Source organism: Dyadobacter sp. NIV53, assembly GCF_019711195.1.
Classification (GTDB): domain Bacteria; phylum Bacteroidota; class Bacteroidia; order Cytophagales; family Spirosomataceae; genus Dyadobacter.
Genome location: NZ_CP081299.1, coordinates 2,723,477 through 2,747,846 on the forward strand (window position 1 = coordinate 2,723,477; position 24,370 = coordinate 2,747,846).

30 protein-coding genes and 1 pseudogene are annotated in these 24,370 nt (G+C 39.3%); 28 read left to right on the forward strand and 3 right to left on the reverse strand.

Features of this window, described 5'->3' with window-relative positions:
* Nucleotides 1–11: 11 nt before the first annotated feature.
* From KZC02_RS10940 to KZC02_RS11000, 13 genes are all read left to right on the forward strand, one after another.
* Nucleotides 12–788, forward strand: a complete 777-nt coding sequence (locus tag KZC02_RS10940) for a 3-ketoacyl-ACP reductase (protein ID WP_221394139.1) — start codon at nt 12–14, stop codon at nt 786–788.
* Nucleotides 789–976: 188 nt separating this feature from the next.
* Nucleotides 977–2,218 carry an MFS transporter gene (locus KZC02_RS10945; protein WP_221394140.1) on the forward strand — a complete coding sequence of 414 codons (1,242 nt, stop codon included), beginning with the start codon at nt 977–979 and terminating at the stop codon, nt 2,216–2,218.
* A 305-nt stretch (nt 2,219–2,523) separates the two neighbouring features.
* On the forward strand, nt 2,524–2,904 hold the full coding sequence (locus tag KZC02_RS10950; protein WP_221394141.1) for a hypothetical protein: 381 nt from the start codon (nt 2,524–2,526) through the stop codon (nt 2,902–2,904).
* 136 nt (nt 2,905–3,040) lie between these two features.
* Entirely contained in the window at nt 3,041–3,277 is a 237-nt protein-coding gene (locus tag KZC02_RS10955) for a hypothetical protein (RefSeq protein WP_221394142.1), read from the forward strand.
* The gene (locus KZC02_RS10960) at nt 3,264–3,584 is read left to right on the forward strand and encodes a type II toxin-antitoxin system PemK/MazF family toxin (RefSeq protein WP_221394143.1); all 321 of its coding nucleotides are present in this window, start codon (nt 3,264–3,266) and stop codon (nt 3,582–3,584) included. Before KZC02_RS10955 ends, KZC02_RS10960 begins: the two co-directional genes overlap by 14 nt.
* A gap of 260 nt (nt 3,585–3,844) precedes the next feature.
* Complete coding sequence (locus tag KZC02_RS10965) at nt 3,845–4,225, forward strand: hypothetical protein (protein ID WP_221394141.1); 381 nt, start codon at nt 3,845–3,847, stop codon at nt 4,223–4,225.
* A gap of 141 nt (nt 4,226–4,366) precedes the next feature.
* Nucleotides 4,367–5,479 carry a Gfo/Idh/MocA family protein gene (locus KZC02_RS10970; protein WP_221394144.1) on the forward strand — a complete coding sequence of 371 codons (1,113 nt, stop codon included), beginning with the start codon at nt 4,367–4,369 and terminating at the stop codon, nt 5,477–5,479.
* A 36-nt stretch (nt 5,480–5,515) separates the two neighbouring features.
* The gene (locus KZC02_RS10975; RefSeq protein WP_221394145.1) at nt 5,516–6,199 is read left to right on the forward strand and encodes a DUF6624 domain-containing protein; all 684 of its coding nucleotides are present in this window, start codon (nt 5,516–5,518) and stop codon (nt 6,197–6,199) included.
* A 5-nt stretch (nt 6,200–6,204) separates the two neighbouring features.
* A complete protein-coding gene (locus KZC02_RS10980; RefSeq protein WP_221394146.1) occupies nt 6,205–7,209 on the forward strand; it encodes a glycosyl hydrolase family 18 protein in 1,005 nt (334 codons plus the stop codon).
* A gap of 58 nt (nt 7,210–7,267) precedes the next feature.
* A complete protein-coding gene (locus KZC02_RS10985; protein ID WP_229254179.1) occupies nt 7,268–7,957 on the forward strand; it encodes a hypothetical protein in 690 nt (229 codons plus the stop codon).
* Nucleotides 7,958–8,166: 209 nt separating this feature from the next.
* Nucleotides 8,167–9,195 carry a serine hydrolase gene (locus KZC02_RS10990; protein ID WP_221394147.1) on the forward strand — a complete coding sequence of 343 codons (1,029 nt, stop codon included), beginning with the start codon at nt 8,167–8,169 and terminating at the stop codon, nt 9,193–9,195.
* A 271-nt stretch (nt 9,196–9,466) separates the two neighbouring features.
* Nucleotides 9,467–9,796, forward strand: coding sequence for a hypothetical protein (locus tag KZC02_RS10995; protein ID WP_221394148.1), 330 nt, complete (start codon nt 9,467–9,469; stop codon nt 9,794–9,796).
* Nucleotides 9,797–9,869: 73 nt separating this feature from the next.
* A complete protein-coding gene (locus KZC02_RS11000; RefSeq protein WP_221394149.1) occupies nt 9,870–10,220 on the forward strand; it encodes a hypothetical protein in 351 nt (116 codons plus the stop codon).
* 12 nt (nt 10,221–10,232) lie between these two features.
* Here KZC02_RS11000 and KZC02_RS11005 read toward each other — a convergent pair whose 3' ends face one another.
* Nucleotides 10,233–10,586: a helix-turn-helix domain-containing protein gene (locus tag KZC02_RS11005; RefSeq protein ID WP_221394150.1), complete on the reverse strand. Its 354-nt coding sequence runs from the start codon at nt 10,584–10,586 to the stop codon at nt 10,233–10,235.
* A 90-nt stretch (nt 10,587–10,676) separates the two neighbouring features.
* Between KZC02_RS11005 and KZC02_RS11010 the strand changes: the two genes are divergently transcribed.
* From KZC02_RS11010 to KZC02_RS11020, 3 genes are all read left to right on the forward strand, one after another.
* A complete protein-coding gene (locus tag KZC02_RS11010) occupies nt 10,677–11,243 on the forward strand; it encodes a hypothetical protein (RefSeq protein WP_221394151.1) in 567 nt (188 codons plus the stop codon).
* A gap of 104 nt (nt 11,244–11,347) precedes the next feature.
* Entirely contained in the window at nt 11,348–12,142 is a 795-nt protein-coding gene (locus KZC02_RS11015; RefSeq protein WP_221394152.1) for an SDR family oxidoreductase, read from the forward strand.
* A 20-nt stretch (nt 12,143–12,162) separates the two neighbouring features.
* On the forward strand, nt 12,163–12,486 hold the full coding sequence (locus KZC02_RS11020) for a nuclear transport factor 2 family protein (RefSeq protein ID WP_221394153.1): 324 nt from the start codon (nt 12,163–12,165) through the stop codon (nt 12,484–12,486).
* Here the strand turns inward: KZC02_RS11020 and KZC02_RS11025 are convergent.
* On the reverse strand, nt 12,476–12,856 hold the full coding sequence (locus KZC02_RS11025) for a helix-turn-helix domain-containing protein (RefSeq protein WP_221394154.1): 381 nt from the start codon (nt 12,854–12,856) through the stop codon (nt 12,476–12,478). The two genes, KZC02_RS11020 and KZC02_RS11025, sit on opposite strands and share 11 nt — an antisense overlap.
* A gap of 198 nt (nt 12,857–13,054) precedes the next feature.
* On the opposite strand from KZC02_RS11025, the gene KZC02_RS32890 reads away from it, so the two are divergent.
* From KZC02_RS32890 to KZC02_RS11050, 5 genes and pseudogenes are all read left to right on the forward strand, one after another.
* Nucleotides 13,055–13,636, forward strand: coding sequence for a DUF1801 domain-containing protein (locus KZC02_RS32890; RefSeq protein WP_221394155.1), 582 nt, complete (start codon nt 13,055–13,057; stop codon nt 13,634–13,636).
* Between the two features lie 16 nt (nt 13,637–13,652).
* Nucleotides 13,653–13,850: a DUF1801 domain-containing protein gene (locus KZC02_RS11035; RefSeq protein ID WP_221394156.1), complete on the forward strand. Its 198-nt coding sequence runs from the start codon at nt 13,653–13,655 to the stop codon at nt 13,848–13,850.
* A gap of 111 nt (nt 13,851–13,961) precedes the next feature.
* Nucleotides 13,962–14,165 carry a hypothetical protein gene (locus KZC02_RS11040; RefSeq protein ID WP_221394157.1) on the forward strand — a complete coding sequence of 68 codons (204 nt, stop codon included), beginning with the start codon at nt 13,962–13,964 and terminating at the stop codon, nt 14,163–14,165.
* Entirely contained in the window at nt 14,162–14,608 is a 447-nt protein-coding gene (locus KZC02_RS11045; protein ID WP_221394158.1) for a PIN domain-containing protein, read from the forward strand. Before KZC02_RS11040 ends, KZC02_RS11045 begins: the two co-directional genes overlap by 4 nt.
* Nucleotides 14,609–14,764: 156 nt before the next feature.
* A pseudogene (locus KZC02_RS11050) lies at nt 14,765–15,605 on the forward strand (SMP-30/gluconolactonase/LRE family protein).
* Nucleotides 15,606–15,615: 10 nt separating this feature from the next.
* Here KZC02_RS11050 and KZC02_RS11055 read toward each other — a convergent pair.
* Nucleotides 15,616–16,467: a tyrosine-type recombinase/integrase gene (locus tag KZC02_RS11055; RefSeq protein WP_221394159.1), complete on the reverse strand. Its 852-nt coding sequence runs from the start codon at nt 16,465–16,467 to the stop codon at nt 15,616–15,618.
* A 197-nt stretch (nt 16,468–16,664) separates the two neighbouring features.
* Between KZC02_RS11055 and KZC02_RS11060 the strand changes: the two genes are divergently transcribed.
* From KZC02_RS11060 to KZC02_RS11090, 7 genes are all read left to right on the forward strand, one after another.
* Complete coding sequence (locus tag KZC02_RS11060) at nt 16,665–18,326, forward strand: DUF6345 domain-containing protein (RefSeq protein WP_221394160.1); 1,662 nt, start codon at nt 16,665–16,667, stop codon at nt 18,324–18,326.
* Between the two features lie 114 nt (nt 18,327–18,440).
* Nucleotides 18,441–18,677, forward strand: coding sequence for a hypothetical protein (locus tag KZC02_RS11065; protein ID WP_221394161.1), 237 nt, complete (start codon nt 18,441–18,443; stop codon nt 18,675–18,677).
* 254 nt (nt 18,678–18,931) lie between these two features.
* A complete protein-coding gene (locus tag KZC02_RS11070) occupies nt 18,932–21,334 on the forward strand; it encodes a TonB-dependent receptor (RefSeq protein ID WP_221394162.1) in 2,403 nt (800 codons plus the stop codon).
* 7 nt (nt 21,335–21,341) lie between these two features.
* Entirely contained in the window at nt 21,342–22,289 is a 948-nt protein-coding gene (locus tag KZC02_RS11075; RefSeq protein ID WP_221394163.1) for a DUF4249 domain-containing protein, read from the forward strand.
* Nucleotides 22,290–22,669: 380 nt separating this feature from the next.
* Nucleotides 22,670–23,074: a hypothetical protein gene (locus tag KZC02_RS11080; RefSeq protein ID WP_221394164.1), complete on the forward strand. Its 405-nt coding sequence runs from the start codon at nt 22,670–22,672 to the stop codon at nt 23,072–23,074.
* Nucleotides 23,075–23,182: 108 nt separating this feature from the next.
* A complete protein-coding gene (locus tag KZC02_RS11085) occupies nt 23,183–23,875 on the forward strand; it encodes a DUF421 domain-containing protein (RefSeq protein ID WP_221394165.1) in 693 nt (230 codons plus the stop codon).
* 78 nt (nt 23,876–23,953) lie between these two features.
* The gene (locus tag KZC02_RS11090; RefSeq protein WP_221394166.1) at nt 23,954–24,355 is read left to right on the forward strand and encodes a DUF1398 domain-containing protein; all 402 of its coding nucleotides are present in this window, start codon (nt 23,954–23,956) and stop codon (nt 24,353–24,355) included.
* Nucleotides 24,356–24,370 lie beyond the last annotated feature (15 nt).

Genomic DNA, 24,370 nt, shown 5'->3' on the forward strand with positions numbered 1-24,370 from the left:
AAATATTCATTATGGAAGTAAAAAAAGTGGCATTAATTACCGGAGGGAGCCGGGGAATTGGATTTGGTATTGCAAAAGCTTTGGCGAAAGAAGGCTATAATCTGGCAATCAATGGCGTTCGTGATGAATCAGGTGCTGCTGAAGCATTAGACGAACTACGCCAACTTGGAGCAGAAGTCCTTTATTGCCAGGGAAATATTGCCAATGCTGAAGACAGGGAAGCTATTGTTGAAAAGGTCTATTCGGTTTTTGGCCAGATTAATGTCCTCGTTAATAACGCAGGTATTGCACCACGGGTAAGACTGGATATTTTGGAAACTACGGTCGATAATTACCAGGAAGTTTTAACAACAAATCTGGAAGGACCGTTTTTCCTGACACAAGCTATTGCTAAACGCATGGCGCATACCAAGCAAAATAATTATGCTTTTGAAGCCGCAATTATTTTTGTTACATCCATTTCAGCCACTGTTGTATCCATTAACCGGGGTGAATACTGTATTTCAAAAGCAGGGCTTGCCATGACCAATCTGCTGTTTGCCGTCCGTTTGGCCGAATATAATATTCCTGTTTATGAAATAAGGCCGGGTATTGTTTCCACCGACATGACTTCCAAAGTGCAGGAAAAGTACGATAATCTGTTTCAAAACGGCATTGCATTGCAGCCTCGTTGGGGAACCCCGGAAGATGTAGGAAAAGCAGTAGCCTCACTCACCAGAGGTGATTTCCCCTACTCTACCGGACAGGTAATTGGTGTTGATGGAGGAATGCAAATCGGGAGACTTTAATTGGCTGTTAGCTTCTGACCTTTAGCTATTAGCTTTTTTTGGCTCTGGCACCAGTTAATTTGAATGACCAGATAACTTAATGACACTATTGCAACTGTAAGATTTGTAAAAAAGTTATTGATAACCTTTCAATAATATTCACTTTAAACGAAGCTAGAAGCTAATGGCTGATAGCTCACAGCCAACCGATGTCCATCACTTCTGAATCGCGTCCGTCTTTGCTTTCGCAACTTTTACAGGTGCCGGTTATCGTGGCTGCACTGGGTTATCTGGTCGATATGTACGACCTGTTTTTATTTAGTGTCGTACGTGTTCCCAGTTTGAAAGCTTTGGGAGTTCCAAATGATCAATTATTGACAGAAGGAATTACGCTACTAAATTATCAGATGGCCGGAATGCTCATTGGTGGGGTTCTTTGGGGAATTATTGCAGACAAAAAAGGCAGGCTTTCAGTTTTATTCGGTTCTATCATTATGTATTCCGTTGCCAATATTGGTAATGGTTTTGTAACATCTCTGGATCAATATGCCATACTACGCTTTATCGCAGGCGTTGGCCTTGCAGGAGAATTGGGGGCAGGGATTACGCTGGTAACTGAAGTTCTTCCAAAAGAAATCCGCGGATATGGAACTACGCTGGTGGCAACGCTTGGCGTTTTGGGAGCCATTCTTGCTTATTTTGTAGCAGATATGTTTGCATGGCGGATCTCTTATTTTGTTGGAGGCGGTATGGGGCTTATTCTTCTGGTATTAAGATTTAATGTTTTTGAATCAGGAATTTTTGATAAAGTAAAAGAGAAATCTGTTGACCGTGGAAACATCCTCATGATCCTTACTAACTGGAAACGGCTTTCCAAATATCTAATGGCAATTTTGATTGGCTTACCCATCTGGTTTGTAGTTGGAATCCTCATCACATTCTCTCCTGAATTCGGTTTAGCAAAAGGAATTGAAGGAATTAATGCTGGAAAAGCAGTCATGATTGCATTTTCAGGACAGGTTTTTGGTGATATCGTCAGTGGCTTGTTAAGCCAGTATTTAAAAAGCAGAAAGAAAGTAATCGGCTTATTTATCATCTTTTCCCTTGTTATGGTAGTAGGGTATTTGATGATCCCGATCACCGATTTGTTTTCCTTCTATATTTTATGTGCGCTGCTCGGCTTCTGTAATGGTTACTGGACATTATTTATCACTATTGCCGCTGAATTATTCGGCACCAATCTTCGCGCAACGGTAGCGACTACCGTTCCAAATTTTGTACGTGGTGCAACTATTCCGTTGGCGGCATTATTTGTTCAGTTTAAACCTGGTATAGGAGTGATTCAAAGCGGGTTACTTATAGGCGTTACTACCAGTGCTGTTGCTTTGCTTGCTTTATATTTTATTGAAGAAACATTCACAAAGGACATGGATTTTGTAGAAAAAGAATAAAATTCATTTTAATATTGTATCGTTTTCATTTCCATAGATTAAAATCTGTGGCTACAATTTGTGCATGCTTACAACATTTTTTTAAGTGCATTTTGCAGTGTCACTAACTTCTATATGCGATTTGGACGGGCTTTCCTCTTTACAACGCCCTTCGAAACTAACCGCTAAATAACTCAAACCAATTTCCTGCCACTCGTCACCGGACTGTTACCATTCGTGTACTTTGTAATACATAGTACCTTTCATAACACTTACATTTGTCATGTTCTTTTAGATAAACAACCAGACATAAAGTATAACATGCCATGAAAAATTCAATCAAAACTTTCGCTGTTGCCTTTGCTCTTATTGCTGCTGCTTTCAATGCCAATGCAGAAGATAAAGAAGTTAAAAAATCTGCCGGTTTCGGAACTGGTATTTACACCACAAAAAGCGGTAAAATCAATGTATTGGTAGATAAAGTAAGTACTGATGCTTCCACTACACTCTTACTTAAAAACGAAGCGGGTGACGTAGTGTACCGCGAAACTATCAACAAAAACCAGCAAAAATTCGGCCGTATTTTGAATGTAGACGAACTGGTAGCCGGTAAATATGAAATTGAAGTGACCAGCAAAGGTGAGAAACAAGTCAAATCTTTCGAATTGTCAGAACAAAAAACCGAAAGGGTTTTGGAGATCAAATAAGATTTTACAATATAAATTTCAATAGATGAAGCTTCTGAGAAATCAGAGGCTTTTTTTGGTTCGAATAATAAGCTTAAATTTATCCATCAAATCTTTTTGTCAAAAATCATTAAATTTGATCAATAACATTGAGAACATGACCAGAGAAATAATTATTGAACGAACTATAAAAGCTATTCATCAGCTCCCGGAAGACAAGGCGGAGGAAATTTCTGTGTTTGCTGATTTTTTAATTAAGCGCTATGAAGAACAGCAACTTTTAGATGGAATTCAAAAATTAGCTTCTATCAGTCAAAGTTTTAATTTTTTAAATGAAAAAGAAGACATGTATTCTGTATATGACTTAAAAGAAATTTATAATGCCGAAAGGTGACATAATTCTTATACCCTTCCCATTTACAGATTTAAGTGGCAGTAAACTCCGCCCCGCAGTAATACTTGCGGATACAAGTCTTGATTTTACCGCTTGTTTCATAACAACTCAAATTGGTTGGCAAGAATCGACTGATATACTATTTTCACCCAATATCACCAATGGGTTGAAAAAACAATCCCTAATCCGTACAAGTAAAATTGCCACACTAGACAAAAATCTTGCAAAAGGACTGCTGGGAAAATTATCACAAATTGATTTGACTGAGCTTAATATTAAGCTCAAAGTATTGTTCCAACTTCCTTAGTCTAAGAATCTATAGAATAAAATTCATCTTCAAATTTTCCACTTACACCGATTTACAATAGGTGCTGCCTCCCAGGATTTCTATAGGTTCACTTTTACAACGCCCTTCCAAACCAACCGCTAAATAACTCAAACCACTTTCCCACCACTCGTCACCGGACTGTTACCATTCGTGTACTTTGTAATACATAGTACCTTTCATAACACTTACATTTGTCATGTTCTTTTAGATAAACAACCAGACATAAAATATAACATGCCATGAAAAATTCAATCAAAACTTTCGCTGTTGCCTTTGCTCTTATTGCTGCTGCTTTCAATGCCAATGCAGAAGATAAAGAAGTTAAAAAATCTGCCGGTTTCGGTACTGGTATTTACACCACAAAAAGCGGTAAGATCAATGTATTGGTAGATAAAGTAAGTACCGATGCTTCAACAACGCTTTTACTTAAAAACGAAGCAGGTGATGTAGTGTACCGCGAAACAATTAATAAAAACCAGCAAAAATTCGGCCGTATTTTGAATGTAGACGAACTGGTAGCCGGTAAATATGAAATTGAAGTGACCAGCAAAGGTGAGAAACAAGTCAAATCTTTCGAATTGTCAGAACAAAAAACCGAAAGGGTTTTGGAGATCAAATAAGATTTTACAATATAAACTTAAAACCGAATGGCTCCTGATTACCAGGAGCCATTTTTGTTTATATAGCATATTGATAAGGAGATTTGTAACCGTTGTATCTTTTTAGTTTATCCCAAAACCACTTATTTAACCATCTGTTCTATGAATTCCCGTCGTGATTTTCTGCAAAAAGTTTCCCTGGGTATTGGCGTTACTGCCCTATCCGGTTTGCCTGCCCTTTCTTGTAGTACCAACTCAGATGGTAAACAGGATAAACAATTAAGAGTAGCCATCATGGGATTGGGCGGTTACGCCAATATTGTTGCCAAAGGCATGCAGGAATGTAAACTTGCAAAGATTACAGGAGTCATTTCCGGCACTCCTTCCAAAGTTGAAACCTGGAAAAAACAATACGGAATTCCTGACAAAAATGTTTATAACTACGAAAACATCAGTCAGTTAAAAGACAATCCGGATATTGATCTTGTCTATGTCATTACACCAAATTCACTGCATCACAAGCACGTATTACAAGTTGCAGCCGCAGGCAAACACGTTATCTGTGAGAAACCGATTGCTGACAATGCCAAACAGGCAAAAGAAATGATTGATGCCTGTGCAAAAGCAGGCGTTAAGTTTTATATTGGTTACCGGCTACATTTCGAACCACATACGCGTGAATTGATCCGGATGCGTGAAGCCGGAGAATTCGGCAAAGTTATGCATGTTAACAACTATGCTGGTTTTAAAATAGGCGATCCTACGCAATGGAGGCTTAAAAAAGCGTTGGCTGGTGGCGGTGCCATGATGGATGTAGGGGTTTATTCACTAAATGGGGCACGGTATTGCACTGGTGAAGAGCCAATATGGGTGACTGCCCAGGAAAGCAAGACAGATACAGTCAAATTTAAAGATGTGGACGAAACTGTTACTTTTCAGTTAGGATTTCCGAGTGGAATTATTGCAAATTGCGGCTGTACTTACAATTTCAACCATGTGGAAAATTTGAAACTAATGGGAGAAAAAGGCTGGGCTGAACTGAACCCGGCATTTGGTTATGGACCAATTAAAGGAGTTACACATCTCGGCCCGATAGATCAGCCTGATGTAAATCACCAGGCGTATCAGATGGATGGCATTGCGGAAAGTATACTCAACAACAAGCCTGATCCGAATGTGACCGGCCAGGAAGGGTTAAAAGATATGATCGTGGTTGACGCCGTTTATGAATCCCTTCGAAAAGGCGGAGCAAAAGTTTTTATTAATAAATCTTAGCAGGGTTAAGACACACATTTCCCGTTTATTTAAATTATGAAAATCACTTTTTCATTAATTCTTTTTGCGGTTATCAGCTTTTCAGCACCGGCGCAAAATATTAATGTGCAGCTAAAAAAAGAACTGGATAGTATTTACGTACTTGACCAGAAATACCGGGAATTAATGTCAATAGCACAGCAGCCCAAAAAAGCGGACTCTCTTTCAAAAATTTACAATGTGCCGAAGGAAAATTTATCCAATCGCCTCTGGACTTTTCAATCTGATGTGGATGAATCGAATATGAAAAGGATTGAGGCAATTGTAAAGCAATATGGTTATCCCGGAGAATCCATTGTGGGTTCTCCCGCTAACGAAGCAGTTTTTTATGTAATTCAACATTCCGAAAAAATTGACCAGTATCTGCCATTGGTAGAAAAAGCGGCTCAGGAAAAACAGCTTCCATTTAAATTATACGCCATGATGCAGGACCGTTCTTTGATGCAGAACGAAAAAGAACAGATTTATGGAACACAGGCAAGCGGTTTCAGTGCTGTAAATAAAGAAACTAAAAAAGCTGAATGGACATGGATTATCTGGCCAATAATTGATCCCGAAAATGTAAACAAACGCCGCAAAGAAGCGGGATTTGAGCAGACCGTTGAAGAAAATGCAAAAAGATTAGGTGTAACTTACAGGATATTAACGATTGATGAAGTCAACAAAATGAAAGTACGATAAACAGGATGGCTAAAAATAACAACCTTTATCTCTTATTGATTTTCATTCTGGTTGGGATTTTGCCGGTATTTTCGGGCTGTAGCAAAAAATCCGTTATTGTTGATAACGCTAATGTTTCAAAAACAAAATTCAGGGTAATTGGCTACCTTCCGGGCCGGGAAAATATAATTACTTCTGCCAATTCTATCGATTACAACAAAATCACCTATCTCTATATTGCCTTTATTAATCCGGATTCTTTGGGCAGACTTACCGGAACTGAAAACCTGAAAACTGTTGCGGATATAGCACATACAAAAGGCGTGAAAATCCTGGTATCCATTGGAGGCGGCAGTGCTCCTGCTTATTATCCCAGGTTTTTGACAGGAGAAAAAAAGACAAAAATCATATCTGGTCTCGTTGAATTGGCAGTCAATAATAATCTGGATGGAATTGATGTGGATCTGGAAGGTGGACTGATTGATACCAATTATGAGAATTTTGTCATTGACCTGTCATCTGCTCTGAAACAAAAGAACAAAATGATAACCGCTGCTATTGCTACGGTTTATAAAGATCAGTTCACTGATAAAGCTCTGGCACATTTCGACTTCATAAATATTATGTCATATGACAAAACCGGTCCATGGAACCCGTCCAGAACTGGCCCGCATGCACCCTATGAGATGGCTGTGGAAGATTTGGAATACTGGACAAAAACAAGAGGAATTGCAAAAGAAAAATTAAGTCTTGGCGTTCCGTTTTATGGATACGGTTTTGGCGGAACTGCACCCGAAAGTATTTCATGGAAAAACCTGTTAATTCAATATCCAAATGCTGCTCAGGCGGATGAAAAAAGTGTAAATGATGGTATGATTTACTATAATGGCATTCCAACAATCAGAAAAAAGACTTCATTAGCGCTGGAAAAGGCTGGTGGTATTATGATCTGGCAATTGTTGCAGGACACAACCGGCTCGCAATCATTATTAAATAATATAGATGAAGTTATTAAATCAAAAGGAAGGTAGGTTCTTTGCCACTGCTTGGCGAACCACAAAGACTCTAAGACACAAATAATAGTATAAGATGAAGCAATTCGTGTCTTTCTGCCTTCGTGGCCATTTCATTTTCTTATTTTCATTTTGGCTGTCAAGCGGTTCTACGTTCTCGCAAAACGTTGAATTTCAAATTACAGCACCAACACCATTGAAAGGCAGAAAAGCTATTCTTCTGACCCGCGAGCGCGTATTTGCTTCTACCGTCCATTCAATAAAACTGAACGAATATCCCGTTGGGCTGCAAATGTCACCAGATCTGTTGCCTGATTTGTATGAATTGAATGTTTCAAAAATGAAAGGATCATTGTCCTTTTTCCTGGAACCGGGAACGGTAATACGGCTCGATACCAATGATGTTTCAAAGTCTGTGGTTATTAATTCAAAAAGTAATCCGGACTGGCAAGTATTTCAATCTACAATTCAGCGTCCTTCGGATAAGAAATTAGCACAATATTCGGCAGAAGAGAGCCGCTCCCGCAAGCAGGCCAAAACGGACAGTTTGAATTACTGGACTGAACAGAAAGCGATTGAGTATAAGGCCTTTATTGAAAAGACCGGCGAATTTATCCTCACGCATCCCAAATCTTATGTGAGCCTTTATTTGTTGAAGAGCAACTGGTATGCATTTAAAGACAAAAGGCTTCTGGAAAAGCTCGATGTTTCTTTGGCAGGACACCGTAATTATCAGTTTTTAAAAATGAAGAAAAAAGGGACTTAGGAGTATTCGATAACAGATTCACTTCCTTATTACTATATTGGATAAACGAAAAGTTTACGCTGCCTTATCTCCAAAGTCCTTCTGTATGCTCAAAACTAAAACTTTATTCCTATTCTCCTCTGCATTTCTGTTCCTTCTGATTAGCATCCGCTCAATCTGTCTATTTTCCTGATTCCACCTGGAAGACGAAAGCACCGGCCGAACTAAAAATGAACAAGCAGTGGCTGGACAGCGCCGTGAATATTGCGTTGCACAATGAGAATGATGTCGATCGCGATCTTCGGATTGCCAATTTGAAATCTTACCAGCGAGAGCCTTACTATCAGATTCTTGGCCCAACAAAAAAACGCGGAGGTCCGGCAGGATTGGTAATCAAAAATGGGTATATCGTCGCGCAATGGGGAGATGTGGAAAGAGTTGATATGACTTTCAGCGTTACCAAGAGCTATTTATCCAGCATCGCCGGATTGGCGCTTGATGACGGATTAATCAAAAATGTGCATGACAAAGTAAACAAATATGTTTGGGACGAAACTTTTGAAGGAGCACATAATGCCAAAATAACCTGGGACCATTTACTGACACAAAGCTCGGATTGGTCGGGCAATCTGTTCACACAATACGACTGGGCAGATCGTCCGCCAAAAGATGGTAATATCGACGATTGGCGTAACAGGAAATTGCTCGAACCCGGTACTAACTTTGAATATAATGATGTGAGAGTTAATTTGCTGGCTTATTCGTTATTGCAAGTTTGGCGAAAACCGTTGCCGGTCGTACTCAAAGAAAAAATCCAGGATCCGATTGGTGCATCTACCACCTGGCGCTGGTATGGTTACGATAACTCCTTTGTAAATATTGACGGCGTTATGACGCAATCTGTAAGTGGTGGCGGTCATTTTGGTGGCGGATTATTCATCAATACGCTCGATCAGGCGCGCTACGGGCTACTATTTCTCAGAAAAGGCAAATGGAAAGACAAACAAATTCTGTCCAAAAAATGGGTTAATTCCGTGCATCAACCTTCGTCAGCCAACAAAGCCTACGGCTACTTATGGTGGATCAATTCCGACAATGCAATCACCAATGCTCCTGCTAACCTTTATTACGCCAATGGTTTTGGTGGTAATTACATGATCATAGACAATGCACATGATCTGGTGATTGTGACTAGGTGGATGGATGGGAAAAAGTTGGGGGATTTGGTGAATATGGTGATTCGGGCGAGCGGGGAGTGAAACTTGGTATGATTATTGTCAAAATTAGTCGAAGTTAGGATTTATAAAAGAATATAAACGAGCTAAACGTTATTAATGTAAAGGGCTCGTTACCAAAAGAAGAAGAATTATCTTTGTCTCCTAGTTCGTTCTAAAGAAGTTTAGTAAAATAAATTTCAGTAGATTCGTTTAAATAAGGTTATGCAAGAAATTTGTAAACGACGCCTTAATAAGTTAAAATTGTACAATTACAAAAGAATCTTGACAACTAAGTCAGAAAATCATTAAAATTATGGGCACAAAAAAAGCCTTTTGGCTGTCGTATGACCTAGGAATCAAGGGCGATTATACAGGATTATATACTTTTTTGGATTCGGTTGAAGCGAAGGAGTGTGGTGACAGCATTGCTTTTTTCAAAAAGGATTATGGAACCGACTTCATTGATTCTTTGACTCAAGAAATTCAAAAATGTTTAAAGGTTGCTAAAACTGATAGAATTTATGTCGTCTATATTGATACTAATACTAACTTAATCAAGGGAAAATTTCTTTTCGGAGGAAGAAAGAGAGCTCCCTGGGAAGGTTATGCGACTAAGGGACAAGCGACCGAGGAGGATAATTAGTATGGCGAAGATAGTTTTAACAGACTCTTGTTTTTGGTTAGGCCTCATTGATCCAAACGATCAATATCATGAAATGTCTAACACTATTGCAGAACTGATTGAAGGATACCAAATAATACTTCCATGGCCTTGTCTTTATGAAACAATCTCAACACATCTAACAAGACGCAGAAAGCTTCTTCTTTATTTGGAAGAGTTTATCCGAAAACCAGAAGTTCTCCTTCTCGATGACACAGAATATAAAGAAAATGCATTTAGGGAAGTCTTTATTCAAAATAGATTAGGTCACACTTACAGTCTCACTGACAGCGTAATTCGAGAAATTTTGAAGGACATCAATGTGAAAGTGAATTACCTAGCCACCTTTAACAATAACGACTTCGAAGATGTTTGTCAAAAAAGGCAGATCGAAATTCTCAATTGAAAAATTTGTGGATTAATATCGATTTTCACCAACCCTCTCCAAATCCCATAACCCCCAATCCTGCAAAACATTAATAACCGGCATCAACGACTCGCCATACTCCGTAATTTTATACTCAACCCGCGGCGGAATTTCGGCATAAATTGTTCGTTCTAAAATCCCATCTTCTTCCAATTCTCTTAATTGGTTTACCAGCATTTGCTTGCTGATTACCGGTAATGCCTTTTGAAGTTTGCTAAAACGGTTGACATTTTTGCTTACCGCATAAATAATCAGCGGCTTCCACTTCCCTCCTATCCGGTTCAGGCAATGTGTAACTGGACAGTTATTTGGATTAAAATCTTTGTTTTTGCGGTGATTATCCATTAGTCTATAATAATGTACTACGAAGCAATATACTGACTACTTGTAGTATCGAGACAAAGGTTAGAATTTTGTTTTAATAAATCCAAAATCATGACCATAGAAGAAACCAAAGCATTTATCCAGGCAGAATGGGTAAGTATCACTACCGAAGTCCGTCCAAGTGTTACCAAGTCAGCAGCAGGAGACTTGCAGCCATTTTATTGTTCAAGAGCGTTCAACTATACGCCGGGTGACGTATTCGAATGTACCGTTATCAATTATGCAGATCCAAATGGTAAAGTACCATTGGTGAAAATCCATATTAAGGGACATATTGTTTGGCAAGATGAACATCCACTTACGCCAGGCGCTTACAAAGTGGATTACGTTGCCGATGAAATATATGAAGCAACTCCGCTTATTCAGGGATTTGCAGATGCTATTAACAAGTTACCAGCATCCGGGCTGGACAAATGGGAAGTGAACATTGCACAAAACCTGTTGAAAAAAGGATTTCCAGCTTTTAGCCTTGTAGAAGGAGAAACATATGTGGATTATGACCTCATATATGTTTATGACAACCTGTTTTTCAATGGAAGCAAAAACGTAGATGGCCGTGCATTTGACAAGCCAGAAAACCGACCGACTAATTTGCAGGTGCCTTTAATCAGAAAGTAAAAAAATTCAAGGCCCCAAGGATAAATTAATCCCTATCTGAATCGTTTTTCCATACTTGTTTGAGGTAAACATTTGCCTGAATTTTGTTGAAACAATTCAAAAAAATGGAACAACAATTCAATTTCGATAACGAACTTTCAGGAAAAATTGCGCTTGTAACAGGTGGTACAAAAGGCGCCGGAAAGGCTATTGCTGAAAGACTGGCTAAGGCTGGTGCACAAGTGATTATCACAGCAAGGAACAAACCCGACGTTTGGGATGACGCTCTTCACTTCATAGCCGCTGATTTGAGTAAATCCGAAGGAACAGAAAAAGTCATTGCGGAAATAAAAACACAATATGGCGGCGTGGATATTCTGATCAACAATCTTGGTGGCTCGGAAACACCGGGCGGAGGTTTCTCTGTGTTAACGGACAATGACTGGGAAAACAGTTTGCAAACCAATTTGCTCGCGCCTGTACGGCTCGACAGAGGACTATTGCCTTATATGCTTGCAAAGGCGTCAGGTGTAATTATTCATATTGCATCCATTCAGGGAAAAATGCCTCTGTATGAATCTACATTGCCTTATGCAGCCGCAAAAGCTGGTTTGATCAATTATAGCAAAGGTTTAGCCAATGAAGTTTCGTCCAAGGGTGTGCGCGTTTTAACGGTTTCTCCGGGATTTATAAAAACAACCTCTGCTGAAAGAATGGCCGAACGGCTGGCAGAAAGTGCAGGAATTACCAAGGATCAAGCAATACAGGGCATTATGGATTCACTGGGCGGAATTCGTATGGGACGTCCGGCCAAACCGGAGGAAGTAGCAGAACTTGTGGGTTTTCTGGTTTCACAACGAGCAGGTTATCTAAGCGGAACGGAATATATTATCGACGGCGGCACAATTCCAACCATTTAAGTAACTTCTAATTTTTTAAAATGGATATTCCAAAAGTAATAGAAGACCTGTTTACAGCGCAAAACGAACATAACAGCCAAACATTTGCAAGTAACTTTTCAGAAGATGCAAAAGTATATGATGAAGGAAAAACACATCAGGGAATAAAAGCGATCAGACAATGGAATGAAGCAGCAAATACAGCGTACAAGACAAAAGTTAAACTTGTTGAGATCGTAGATACAGGCAAAAAAACTGTTGCCACAGTATTGGTTTCAGGAACGTTTGACGGCAGTCCGGTTACTTTAAATTATAATTTTGGAATTGAAAATAATACAATCAATTCCCTGAAAATCACCGGCTGATTTCCACAAAATCTGCATCAACACGCTTTTCAATTACGCTGCGAAGGTGGTCCTGATGTTCATCTGCCCAGTTTCCCATTGCATTAATAACCGGTATCAAACTTTCTCCCAAAGTAGTCAGGCTGAATTCGACTTTGGGCGGAAGTACCGGAAATATCTCTCTGGTAATCAGCCCGTGTTCTTCAAGCTGGTTCAACTGCATATTCAATACCCGCCGTGTTGCATCAGGAATTTTGCGTTGCAGCTCGCTTGGCCGTTTATGCCCTTCCCAAATAAAATAAAGCAGCCTTATTTTCCATTTACCATACAGCACCTCGCCGATCAGGTCGAGCCCGCAATTCAATGTGATGGGTATTTTCCTTTCATACATAATACAAAAACAGCTGATTGTGCCAATAAGTGCAAGGTTAGCAAGGTTTGTTTTCAGTAATATAGTTTATCACCCTGGAGTTATTGAATCTTTAATTGTAAATACTTAATCTTGTGTAAATTAAAACAATTTTCTAAAGCCGGATTGGGTAATATTGAAAATCTGTAAATATTTTATACGTGCATTGCTAAAAATACCATGACAAAGAACAATCCTGATGTCGATAACTACATTGCCGGCTTTCCGGAAGAAACCCAAAAGCTTTTGGAACAGGTAAGGCATGAAATCAGAAAAGCTGCACCAGATGCAGAGGAGGCAATTAAATACGGAATCCCGACTTTAATTTTAAACGGGAATCTGGTTCATTTTGCAGGATATAAAAACCATATCGGCTTTTATCCGGCGCCGCAGGGATTGGAGGAGTTCAAGGAAGAGTTATCCGGATATAAAGGTGCAAAAGGTTCGGTACAGTTTCCGATAGACCAGCCGCTTCCATTGGATCTGATCGCACGAATTACAAAATACAGGATTGAAAAGAATCTGGAAAAACCGGAAACCAAGGTTAAAAAGAAGGAGATACAAAAATCCAAAAAGCCTTCGGATAAGGAACAGGTTTCCGTACACATTCAAAAACTTCATGCTGAGATACGGGAAGCAGTTGAAACCATCCGAAAAATCATTTTGAATACAGATCAGGAAATTGCAGAACGGATCAAATGGAATAATCCGAGTTTCTATTACACCGGAGAAATGAAACCATTTGACCCAGAAGGAATATAAAAGGGAAATCGCAGTAATGAATATTCACAAAGGGAAAATCATGCTGGTCTTTCCAAGTGGTGCAAAAGTAAAAAATACGGCAGAATTGTTGGAAGGAGATTATGAGGATGGGAGAAGAACGGTGATTTTCAAGGATTTGGATGATGTAAAATCGAGAGAAAAGTTATTGCAAAATGTGATCAGGGAATGGCTTTCTTTGGTTGAGAAAGACTGATTATTTTATTAGTATGAATGTGCCATAGGTACAACCTGTTTGTAGCATTTTTAGTAATCGTTGACAGTATAAAAGAAATATGTAACTTCGACTTAATAAACGTTCAGTATTATGGTAATCGAAAGAACTAGCAAAGAAATCATTATAAGACTTCCTTCATATGTAGATACTGAAGGCCTCCAGCGCTTGGTAGATTACCTCACCTACAAAGAAGCAACTTCAAAATCGAAAGCCAAACAATCGGACATTGATATTTTAGCTCAGGAAGTTAAAGAAGGTTGGTGGGCAAAAAATCGGAGCCGCTTTGTTAAATGAAAATTATAGTTGATACCAATATTATTTTTAGTGCCCTTCTGAATTCAAATAGTACAATTGGAGATCTTCTGTTCAACTCTGATAAACACTTTGAATTTTATAGCTGTAATTATATGGGGTATGAAATTCAAAAACACTGGAAAAAGCTTCAAAAAATATCAAAACTATCAGACGAACAACTTCAGGTTTCTTATACCTTGGTTCTTTCACGATTGAAATTTATCAATGAAGAAATACTTCCTTTAAAAACTTGGTTAGCAGCTGAACAACTAACAAAAGGAATTGATATTGATGACACAGATTTTGTTGCTTTGACTAAATTTCTAAAAGGCACGTTATGGACCGGAGACAAAGTACTGTATAACGGACTCAAAGAAATTAACTTCAAAAAATTAGTCAACATCACTGAATTAGTCGCACTAAGGCTGAAAGAAAACAAATAAAACTCCTCCAACATAAACAAGTATTAAAAGCCCTTTGGCAGGCTTTTTAAGTAACCCATAATTAAGTTTCCAAAAATGAAAAAATTCAGCAGGACTTACTTTACCAGAATAACATTAGTATTACTTTTTTTACCTGCATTATTGTCAGCACAGATTATGGATTCAAAATCGATTGTAGCTTCCGGAGCGGTAGTTGAAAAACTGGGTGATGGATATAAATTTACGGAAGGCCCTGTGGCAGATAAGCAGGGAAATGTTTTTTTTACAGACCAACCCAATAACACAATCATTCGCTGGGATGCTGTTACGGGTAAATTCAGCACTTTTTCTGATCATGCAGGTCGTTCTAACGGAATGTATTTTGATGCAAAAGGGAATCTGGTATCCTGTGCGGATGAAGATAACCAGGTTTGGTCTTTTGACAAAAAAGGCAAAGCCATTGTTTTGGTAAAAGACTATGATGGCAAATTATTAAACGGTCCGAATGATCTATGGATTGACCCCAAAGGCGGAATTTATATGACCGATCCGCTTTACAAAAGAGATTACTGGAAACGTGATCCGGAAATGCAGCAGGATGGCGAACATGTATATTATTTAAGTCCGGACCATAAAAAGCTTGTTCGTGTAGACAATCAGCTTAAAAAGCCTAATGGGATTATTGGAACAAAAGATGGCAAAAAACTCTACGTTGCAGATATAGGTGCAGACAAAACCTATGTTTATGATGTAACAGCAGACGGGTCTTTGACGAATAAAACACTTTTTGTGTCCAAAGGATCGGACGGTATGATACTGGATGCAGAAGGAAACTTGTACATTACCGGAGACGGCGTAACGGTTTTTGACAAAAAAGGAGAAAAAAATCGCTCACTTCCCGATACATAAGGGCTGGACAGCTAACCTGTGCTTTGGAGGAAAGGATAATGACCTGCTTTTCATTACCGCTGAAACAGCTGTTTATGGTTTAAAAATGAAGGTAAAAGGAGTTAAGTAATATTCGAATATTAAATCATGTCCATAGGACTGAGTATTTTGTGCTTATCTGCTTTCGCAATTTGCTGATACACTTTCGTAGTTTTTATAGAACTATGGCCTAAAAAATCCTGGATAATATGAATATCAGTACCGCTTTCCAACAGATGTGTAGCAAAACTATGGCGCAGCGTATGAACACTTACTTTTTTTTCAATACCTGCCCTGGTTATGGCATTGGCAAATACCTGCTGTACACTTCTGTTGGAATAAGGTTTTGCTGATTGATTTCCCTCAAACAACCATTTTTTAGGCATATACATTTTCAAATATTGCAGTAATATATCCCGGAACCGGATAGAAAGCATGACCTCTCTTTCTTTCAGGCCAAAATCACTTCTTATCACAATCAGCATATTTTTAAAATCAATATCTGAAATTTCAAGTCCGGTTATTTCACTTAACCGGAGCCCGCCACTGTAAAGCCCGGTTAATATCGCGCGGTGTTTGAGGTTGTCTGTGGCTTCCAGAATCCTGTTAATTTCTTTCTTCGTGAGTACTTCAGGTACTTTATATTCTCTTTGCGGCTGGTACAGATGTTCTGTTTCCAGGTCACGTTTAAAAACCCCGCTAAAAAGCAGTTTAATTGCACTTACCATTTGCCGCAGAAAGCCTTCCGAAATATTTTCAGACTGTTTTTCTTCAATATAAGCTTTTAGGTCACTTTCACCGACCGTTGACGGCGATGCTCCTGTCGAAACAAAAAATGAACAGACTGCTTTTTTATAAGCTTTAATAGTACTGTAACTGTACCTGTTTTTTTCCAAAAAGCTCACAAAATTGGCAATCGTTCCTGAAAATGACTCCAAGTTGTTACTATTCATAATGTTGTGATTTTAAAGTGTGTTATACGCAACAAATGTAATGAACATTACAGGAGCCTGTACTTTTGACTTAGTGAGCGGTAAAAGAGCCTGTTAACTTCTTTAATCAGCTCCAAAGCTATCCTGCCAGGCTTTGAAAAGGAAGGCGTAAAAGTGCTCCGACGAAACAGGAAAACACTCATGTAATTTAGGAAAAAATGGAATTAAAACTGATCGAAAGAAAATCACCTTTTGCTGAAAAAGCGGGAAGCTTTGGATTAAATATTGGTGAGTCAGAGGACAGGTACGGCGCACACAGTATCCAGGAGTTCCCTTCTATCGGCGAAAGAGGAAGGCTTAACTTTACACATGCTGATGCGCAAGGATTTATGGATTGGTATGGCAACTGGAACAAGGGAAATTTCTGGTTTACAGATTCCGGGGTACAGGTATGGGGTTACGAGGAATCTTATGACAACTGGCTGGATACTTATGGTATGGATTCAGTGGTTGTTTTTTACCATTCCGGCCATGGTGGTATGGACGGAAATGGCGTGTTTTATGCACCGCTGGGCGGTTACTGGGATAACCGGATTGACGCAGTTTCCAGTAATATGGTGATTGGCAATGAGCAATTGAAATACTTATTCTGGTCTACATGCCAGTCCCTAAAAGTATCCGATGTTGCAGATGTTAACCCAAACCTGTTAAGTCCGATCAGTACGTGGCATAACTCGAACCAGGGTTTGAGGATGATTTTTGGTTATCAGTCTAACAGCGTGGACAATCCTAATTATGGCCGTTATTTTGGGAATAACTGGAATGCAGGGCAGAAATTCAGTGAAGCGTGGCTGAATGCAAGCTGGGCGATATCACACAACCAGATCCCGACAGCTACTGCGATGGGCTCTACTCCAGAAGAAGCTCAGAACATTCTTTTCAACGAACGTTACTTCGAATGGGGAGGTGTTGCCAAAAACTGGTACTGGTGGCGCTGGGGCGGATTTGAAAGGCCTGTTTTCCAGCTTACCAACCGTCAGGAATTACCCAAAAAGCCGGAAGTGCTCCTTTTTGGCGCACCTATTTTTGATGAAAATTATATAAAATCAATGGCAAACGAACTGGGTTTTTCAAAAAAAGAACGCGAATCATTTGCTATTGAACGGAATGGAAATATCATTTTGGAGGGTTCAGATAAGCAACTAACTATTGATAAAGACGGTCGCCTGTTAGCTACATTGGGAGATGCGAATTATAAAAATACGACTGCCCTTGACACCGACAAAGCCATTGCAAAAGCCGAAGATGCGATTAAACAACTTAATTTTGACCAGCAGGGAGCTGATCTGGTATATGATTCTGTTCGTGTGGATAAAGCTCAGGGCGGAACAACCAATGGCAGCGGAAGAATAGAAGATGCATATGTAACCGACACAACTGTTATTTTCAGGCAGGCTCATAAGGATATTAAAAGCATTAATAATAACCACGGCCTGGTAATGATGACCTATGATAATGATGGAAAACTGACCCGTATCCATAACTCGACACGGAAAGTGATTGGTACAACGCGCAATCCGCAAAGGGTAGCTCCTAATCCTGTAAAGGGAGAGAAAAAACTGGAATTTAGACATCTGGATGACATTTCACTGAATCTGGCTTTTCAGCAGGAACTCGAACATGTTACAGGAATTAAGCTTGGAACCAGCCGCAGCGGACAACCACTGGATACGGAAGTAGTTGATTCAAAAGAAGGTTATGATTTTTCCGGAAGCAGCGGCGAACTGGTTGCACACCGGGAATATGAACTGAACCATGGAGACGTGGATGGTTTGCCCATGCAGAAAATCCACAGAGTGAGAGTTCCGTTATTTACCTGATATTTTTTTATTCAAAACTGGCAGGAGCTGTTACTTCTGCCAGTTTTTTTATGTGTTTCCAACCATGCAGACCGTTTTCGTTTCTTTACAGCATTAGAAACTAAATAGTTAGCCATGAAAATTAAAAATTCAATCAAAACAATTCTTTTCAGTTCAGTAATTTCTATTGTTGTCTTTGGCTATGAATTTCAACTTAACGGAAAAATTATTGGTGCAGTTTCCACCATTAATAATGGAAAAGTCTGGTTGCAAAAAGACGTTTCAGAAGAGATTAAACTGGTTCTGGCCAGTGTTTCTTCCGGCTTAATGTTAAGGAATAATATGGAAGAAAATGCGTTAAGTCTGAAATGAGTGAAATGAAAAAATGAATTACAACTGATCGTTGGATTAGGTAACTCTATTTTCAAAAATGAATCAGTCATTGGAAAAATCCTGTGGCTGATTCTTTTTGTTATGTAGAGAAATAAACATTTGATCTTATTTCTTAAAATACAATTATATACAAACTATTACTATAACTTTAATTTAATTCGCACAGGTCTATTAAACTATTTTTACAATCAATTGTCTGCTGATACTTACACAGACTAAACTCAACATGAAATATGCACGTTATTTTTACCCTCATTTTTCTGCTTATTTCAGTACTGGCTTCTGCCCAGCAACGCATAACCATCAGCGGATATATCAAGGAGAAAGGAAGCCTGGAGCAATTGCCGGGTGTAAATGTATACATCCCTGATACACCCTACGGTGCCGTTACCAATTCATATGGTTTTTATTCCTTAACCATACCGGCTGCCGATTCAGCTACGGTTCATTATTCTTTTGTAGGTTATGAAAAAGCGGAACACCGGATAAGCTTGTCTAAAGATATTCAGCTCAATATCATACTTTCCACAGTTAATCAGTTGGAAGAGGTTACTGTTTCAGCGCGTCGCGAAGAGGATTACGTAAGCAGGTCGGCTCAGATGAGCCAGATTGAGATCCCAATATCACAGATAAAAAAAATACCTGCCTTTTTTGGTGAAAAAGATGTACTTCGTGTTTTGCAGCTGATGCCAGGCGTACAAAAAGGAACCGAAGGGCAAACCGGCCTGTATGTACGAGGCGGCGGGCCAGACCAGAACCTAATCATTCTTGACGATGCCATTGTGTACAATGCCAATCACCTTTTTGGTTTCTTTTCTATATTCAACAGCGATGCACTCAAAAGTGTGGAGCTAACCAAGGGAGGTTTTCCGGCTCGTTATGGCGGCCGCTTATCGTCGGTACTGGAAATGAATATGAAGGAAGGAAGCAAGGACAAACTGCATGGTGAAGGTGGAATCGGTGTTATTTCTTCCCGGCTGACTTTGGAAGGGCCGATTACTAAAAAATCATCTTTCCTCATATCAGGGAGGCGTACATACATAGATTTTTTTGCCAAACCTCTTATCGCTCAGCAACAAAAAGGTGAAGACAATCAGGTAAAGCCCGGTTATTATTTTTATGACCTGAACGCAAAAATGAATTACGATTTTGGCCAGAAAGACAAACTTTATATCAGTGGCTATTTTGGCCGGGATAAATTTTACGCCAATGAAAGCAGTTCGACTTCTGTGTCCAAAGCCGGGCTCGACTGGGGAAATGCAACGGCAACCATGCGCTGGAATCACCTGCTCAACCAAAAATTGTTTGTCAATACCTCTTTCATTTTCAGCAATTTCAATTTCGGGGTTTCAAGTTATTCAAATGAAACCAATGCCGGAATTGACAATGATGAGTTTAGCCTGGAATACGATTCACGAATCCGGGATCTGGGCGTTAAAACTGATTTTGACTTTTATCCTTCTACCAAACATGCCATAAAATTTGGTGCACAGGCTACTTTTCATAAGTTTATTCCATCCGCACTGGCCATTGCCGGTACTTTTATTGATACATCCATCAAGCGCTCAGTTCAGCCAATTAATACATTGGAAGCCGGACTGTATATTGAAGATACCTGGCAGGCAATGGACGCATTAAAAATGAATGCAGGATTCAGGTTAAGTTCTTTTCAGACAGAAACCAAAACTTATATCCGTCCTGAACCCCGGTTTTCTGCTGCTTTGCGCCTTGCACAGGATTTTTCTTTCAAAGGATCTTATGCACAGATGAACCAATATGTCCATTTACTATCCAATACCGGCCTCGGCCTGCCTACCGACCTTTGGGTGCCAACTACCGACCGCGTTGCTCCACAACAGTCCAGACAGGTTGCGATTGGTTTTGCAAAAGATCTGGAAAGACCAGCCCTTTCTCTGACTCTGGAAGGTTATTATAAGAAAATGAACCACATTCTCAATTACAAAGAAGGATCTTCATTTTTGAGCATTAATGGAGAAAATGCCAATGAATTAAGCTGGGAAGACAATGTTACAGCCGGAAAAGGGTGGTCATACGGAACGGAATTCCTGATCCAGAAAAAAACAGGGAAACTTTCGGGCTGGATTGGCTACACCTTATCGTGGACTAAATGGAAATTTCCTGAACTCAATTTTGGCAAAACATTTTACCCAAAATATGACCGGCGCCACGACCTTTCTGTTGTTGGCATCTACGAAATCGGGAAAAGAATCACATTATCGGCTACCTGGGTATACGGAACCGGAAATGCTCTTACTTTACCAATTTCTAAATACACCGGTTACAGCGATAATTTCCTGAGCCGGATTAACCCGAACGGAACAATTAATACCGAATTGCGGGGCCGGAGAGTAAGCGAGTATGGCGACAAGAACAGTTTCCGTGCAGAAGCATTTCACAGGATGGACATTGCCCTTCAGATTCGCAAGAAAAAGAAAAGGCACGAACGGACATGGGAATTCGGAATTTACAATGTCTACAACCGGCGAAATCCATTTTTCTATGATATATCAGAAGATGAGGTGACAAACGGTACGACGACAACCACGAAAAACACACTGAAAAAGTATTCCCTTTTCCCCTTACTTCCTTCGTTCAGTTATAACTTCAAGTTTTAAGTAAATTATGAAACTGTTTCAATTCGTAATCCTGTTTTTCATACTAGGTATTTCAGCCTGCGATTCGCTGGTCACAGAAGTGTCTCCGGATAATCTGCCTGACATACAATCCAAATTAGTAGTACAGTCATTCATTTCTCCCCAGGCGTCGCGGACCATTGTCGCAGTTACAGAATCCATCCCGTTGTTTGGCGAATCTGAGGCTGGTACCGGCGCGATAAAAAACGCATTGGTCAGAATTTCTGATGGTGTCAAAAAAGCAACTATTCCTTTTGATACAGCTACCAATCTTTACAGTATTACGAAGGAAAAGTTTGAGATCGTGGCTGGTAAAACTTATACCCTAATAGTCTCCGATGGCAAAAGGACTGTAACTTCTACCTGTAAAGTGCCACTTAAACAAACAGTTGCAAAAACGTACGTGGTCGATACGACTTATTCCAATAACGGATTTGACCAGGATACGATACTTACGATTAAAATGACCTGGCAGGATATTCCGGTTGATACCAATTATTACCGTATACGTGCCACTGTGGATCTTGAGTATAGTATTCCGGACGGCACGAACGCTGCAAATTTCAAGGAAAAACGCGTTACAAACAGGTTTAATTTCAGATGGGATGATACCATTGGACGAAACGATTTCCAGAGCGATGCAAATCTGGACGGAGCTATTTTCTCCTCAGCTATCGGCAGAAGTACGCTCCCTTCCGTACAAATATATGATTATGGCAACGGTAACAGATTTGTTGTTTATCCTAAAAGTAAAATACTGGCAATTACTTTTAACATAGAAAATACCGACGCGACCTACTTTAAATATCACCGCTCACTGGAGTTAAGCGGCAACGAAAACCCGTTTTCTGAACCCACGCTGATCTATAACAACATTGAAGGCGGCCTTGGCTGCTTTGCTGCATATAATACAGGAAGTGTGGTTTACAAGCCATAAATTTCAAATTTTCTATTTCTACATTTTATTCCATAATGAGGTAGTTTAACCTCATTATGTTTTCACTTTTTCTGACATCTGGCTGTAATTATTTATTACTCCGGTTTTATATATAACTACAAATCAGTAATTTAGATAAATGAAAGCATCAGTTTTCTATCTTATTCAAGATAAAGAGTATATTGTTGAAAACGTCCCGGTTTATAGCACATGCATTAGATACAGCGGCATGATTTTTTCGATGTAAAAGACAAATGGATAATAGGAATATACTATTTCAAACTTTTCTTATTATAATAAACGGCATCTTAATACCACCTCTGACAAAGGTTTATACACACCGGCTATTATAGTCTTGCTAATCTTTAAAAACTATTGCTATGGACTTACAAGGAACAAATTTGACACAGGATGGCTCACAACCAGAAGACAAGGACATCAATGAGCCGGATACCCTCGTAGAAACTCTTGAGGCTTTGAAGGAAAGAGGTTTTACCTATGATTTCAATCTGACCGCACACGCACTGGAAGTACATAAAGAAGATGGCATCAATATGTCTCTGGCACCGGAAGATTTCAATATTGTTGAAGTTTTTCGTTTTGAGGGAATGACTAATCCTTCCGATATGTCTATATTATACGCTATTGAATCAACAAATGGCCTTAAAGGAACACTTTTAAGTAGCTATGGAGTATATGCAGACGCAATGTCTAATGAAATGATTAAGAAACTGGATACAAGAAGTTCTTTTTTGGCACATCCCGACAACCAATTACCTAGCTAAGAACCTGGCATTTTACTGAAATAATATGCCAGAATATTGATGAGATGTTATCAAACTTTTGACCGGGTTTGATAACATCTTTTTTTGTCATCTAACGCAAATCTGAACATGAAAGAAATATTTGAATGGGAACGGCTCCTGACCAATGAGCTACCCCTCGTTTTTGTCTTTGAAGTAATATTTCGCTCAGCAATCATGTTTACGATTGTACTTGTAGCATTACGCGCGACAGGAAAAAGGGGTGTAAAGCAATTATCCATTTTTGAAACTGTGATTATCATTGCACTGGGCTCAGCAGCAGGCGACCCGATGTTTTATGAAGATGTGGGTATTCTTCCCGCGCTGGTTGTGTTTACCACAGTCATTTTACTTTATCGCGGCGTAACATGGCTTACCGGTAAAAGTATATGGTTCGAAAAGCTGGTGGAAGGTGAAACGGTTTGCCTTATCAAAGAAGGAAGATTTTCTATCTCGGAATTTAAAAAAGAAAGCCTGGCCCAGGATGAATTTTTTTCAGAGCTCAGGTTAAAAAGTATTGAACATCTGGGACAGGTAAAAAATGCTTATCTGGAGCCTTCGGGAGAAGTCAGCGTATTTTTTTATGATGATAAAGAAGTTTTGCCCGGGCTTCCGCTATTACCCGATTTATATAAAGTTAAAAGGAAGGAAATTCATGTTGAAAGCTGCTATGCCTGCTCTTTTTGCGGAAATGTTGAAAATTTGAAACCCGGGACTGCGACTTGTACGAATTGCAAAAGAGATGAATGGGTACTTGCAATTAAAACACAAAGGAAAGCCTGATTATTTGATTGTTTTGATATCAGTTTCTTATATTTGAACAAAGCAATATTCTGTTTTAAACAAACAATACAATACTCCATGGAAAATATAACATTGACAGAAGATCTTATCGTATCTGCTGAAAAAAGAGCTGCGGGACAACCATACCCTTATCTTGTAAAAAACCTAAAAGCTCTGGGTATTGACAATTACATTGTAAAAGTAAGCACTCATAAACGCACTTATAATGCAACCAATGGCGAAAAACTGATTATTGCCGGTGATATGCCCGAGTACGAATGTGCTGAAACTTTTGAACTGGAAGCTGTAAAAGCAGCAGTAAAAAGAACACAGGACGGACTGACGGATTATCCTACATTTTTAAGGGAAATAGGAGATGCGGGGATACACACTTATGTGGCTGATATAACCGGTATGAAGGTCATTTATCAGGGCCCGAATTCTGAATATGAATACGAAGAAGTTATTCCTGCAATTTAAGATATTTGTAACCAT

Bases quoted from the DNA above. Each gene is read 5' to 3' on its own strand.
- KZC02_RS10940 (WP_221394139.1), top strand. From the start codon at position 12: ATGGAAGTAAAAAAAGTGGCATTAATTACCGGAGGGAGCCGGGGAATT.
- KZC02_RS10945 (WP_221394140.1), top strand. From the start codon at position 977: ATGTCCATCACTTCTGAATCGCGTCCGTCTTTGCTTTCGCAACTTTTA.
- KZC02_RS10950 (WP_221394141.1), top strand. From the start codon at position 2,524: ATGAAAAATTCAATCAAAACTTTCGCTGTTGCCTTTGCTCTTATTGCT.
- KZC02_RS10955 (WP_221394142.1), top strand. From the start codon at position 3,041: ATGACCAGAGAAATAATTATTGAACGAACTATAAAAGCTATTCATCAG.
- KZC02_RS10960 (WP_221394143.1), top strand. From the start codon at position 3,264: ATGCCGAAAGGTGACATAATTCTTATACCCTTCCCATTTACAGATTTA.
- KZC02_RS10965 (WP_221394141.1), top strand. From the start codon at position 3,845: ATGAAAAATTCAATCAAAACTTTCGCTGTTGCCTTTGCTCTTATTGCT.
- KZC02_RS10970 (WP_221394144.1), top strand. From the start codon at position 4,367: ATGAATTCCCGTCGTGATTTTCTGCAAAAAGTTTCCCTGGGTATTGGC.
- KZC02_RS10975 (WP_221394145.1), top strand. From the start codon at position 5,516: ATGAAAATCACTTTTTCATTAATTCTTTTTGCGGTTATCAGCTTTTCA.
- KZC02_RS10980 (WP_221394146.1), top strand. From the start codon at position 6,205: ATGGCTAAAAATAACAACCTTTATCTCTTATTGATTTTCATTCTGGTT.
- KZC02_RS10985 (WP_229254179.1), top strand. From the start codon at position 7,268: ATGAAGCAATTCGTGTCTTTCTGCCTTCGTGGCCATTTCATTTTCTTA.
- KZC02_RS10990 (WP_221394147.1), top strand. From the start codon at position 8,167: ATGAACAAGCAGTGGCTGGACAGCGCCGTGAATATTGCGTTGCACAAT.
- KZC02_RS10995 (WP_221394148.1), top strand. From the start codon at position 9,467: ATGGGCACAAAAAAAGCCTTTTGGCTGTCGTATGACCTAGGAATCAAG.
- KZC02_RS11000 (WP_221394149.1), top strand. From the start codon at position 9,870: ATGTCTAACACTATTGCAGAACTGATTGAAGGATACCAAATAATACTT.
- KZC02_RS11005 (WP_221394150.1), bottom strand. From the start codon at position 10,586: ATGGATAATCACCGCAAAAACAAAGATTTTAATCCAAATAACTGTCCA.
- KZC02_RS11010 (WP_221394151.1), top strand. From the start codon at position 10,677: ATGACCATAGAAGAAACCAAAGCATTTATCCAGGCAGAATGGGTAAGT.
- KZC02_RS11015 (WP_221394152.1), top strand. From the start codon at position 11,348: ATGGAACAACAATTCAATTTCGATAACGAACTTTCAGGAAAAATTGCG.
- KZC02_RS11020 (WP_221394153.1), top strand. From the start codon at position 12,163: ATGGATATTCCAAAAGTAATAGAAGACCTGTTTACAGCGCAAAACGAA.
- KZC02_RS11025 (WP_221394154.1), bottom strand. From the start codon at position 12,856: ATGTATGAAAGGAAAATACCCATCACATTGAATTGCGGGCTCGACCTG.
- KZC02_RS32890 (WP_221394155.1), top strand. From the start codon at position 13,055: ATGACAAAGAACAATCCTGATGTCGATAACTACATTGCCGGCTTTCCG.
- KZC02_RS11035 (WP_221394156.1), top strand. From the start codon at position 13,653: ATGAATATTCACAAAGGGAAAATCATGCTGGTCTTTCCAAGTGGTGCA.
- KZC02_RS11040 (WP_221394157.1), top strand. From the start codon at position 13,962: ATGGTAATCGAAAGAACTAGCAAAGAAATCATTATAAGACTTCCTTCA.
- KZC02_RS11045 (WP_221394158.1), top strand. From the start codon at position 14,162: ATGAAAATTATAGTTGATACCAATATTATTTTTAGTGCCCTTCTGAAT.
- KZC02_RS11055 (WP_221394159.1), bottom strand. From the start codon at position 16,467: ATGAATAGTAACAACTTGGAGTCATTTTCAGGAACGATTGCCAATTTT.
- KZC02_RS11060 (WP_221394160.1), top strand. From the start codon at position 16,665: ATGGAATTAAAACTGATCGAAAGAAAATCACCTTTTGCTGAAAAAGCG.
- KZC02_RS11065 (WP_221394161.1), top strand. From the start codon at position 18,441: ATGAAAATTAAAAATTCAATCAAAACAATTCTTTTCAGTTCAGTAATT.
- KZC02_RS11070 (WP_221394162.1), top strand. From the start codon at position 18,932: ATGCACGTTATTTTTACCCTCATTTTTCTGCTTATTTCAGTACTGGCT.
- KZC02_RS11075 (WP_221394163.1), top strand. From the start codon at position 21,342: ATGAAACTGTTTCAATTCGTAATCCTGTTTTTCATACTAGGTATTTCA.
- KZC02_RS11080 (WP_221394164.1), top strand. From the start codon at position 22,670: ATGGACTTACAAGGAACAAATTTGACACAGGATGGCTCACAACCAGAA.
- KZC02_RS11085 (WP_221394165.1), top strand. From the start codon at position 23,183: ATGAAAGAAATATTTGAATGGGAACGGCTCCTGACCAATGAGCTACCC.
- KZC02_RS11090 (WP_221394166.1), top strand. From the start codon at position 23,954: ATGGAAAATATAACATTGACAGAAGATCTTATCGTATCTGCTGAAAAA.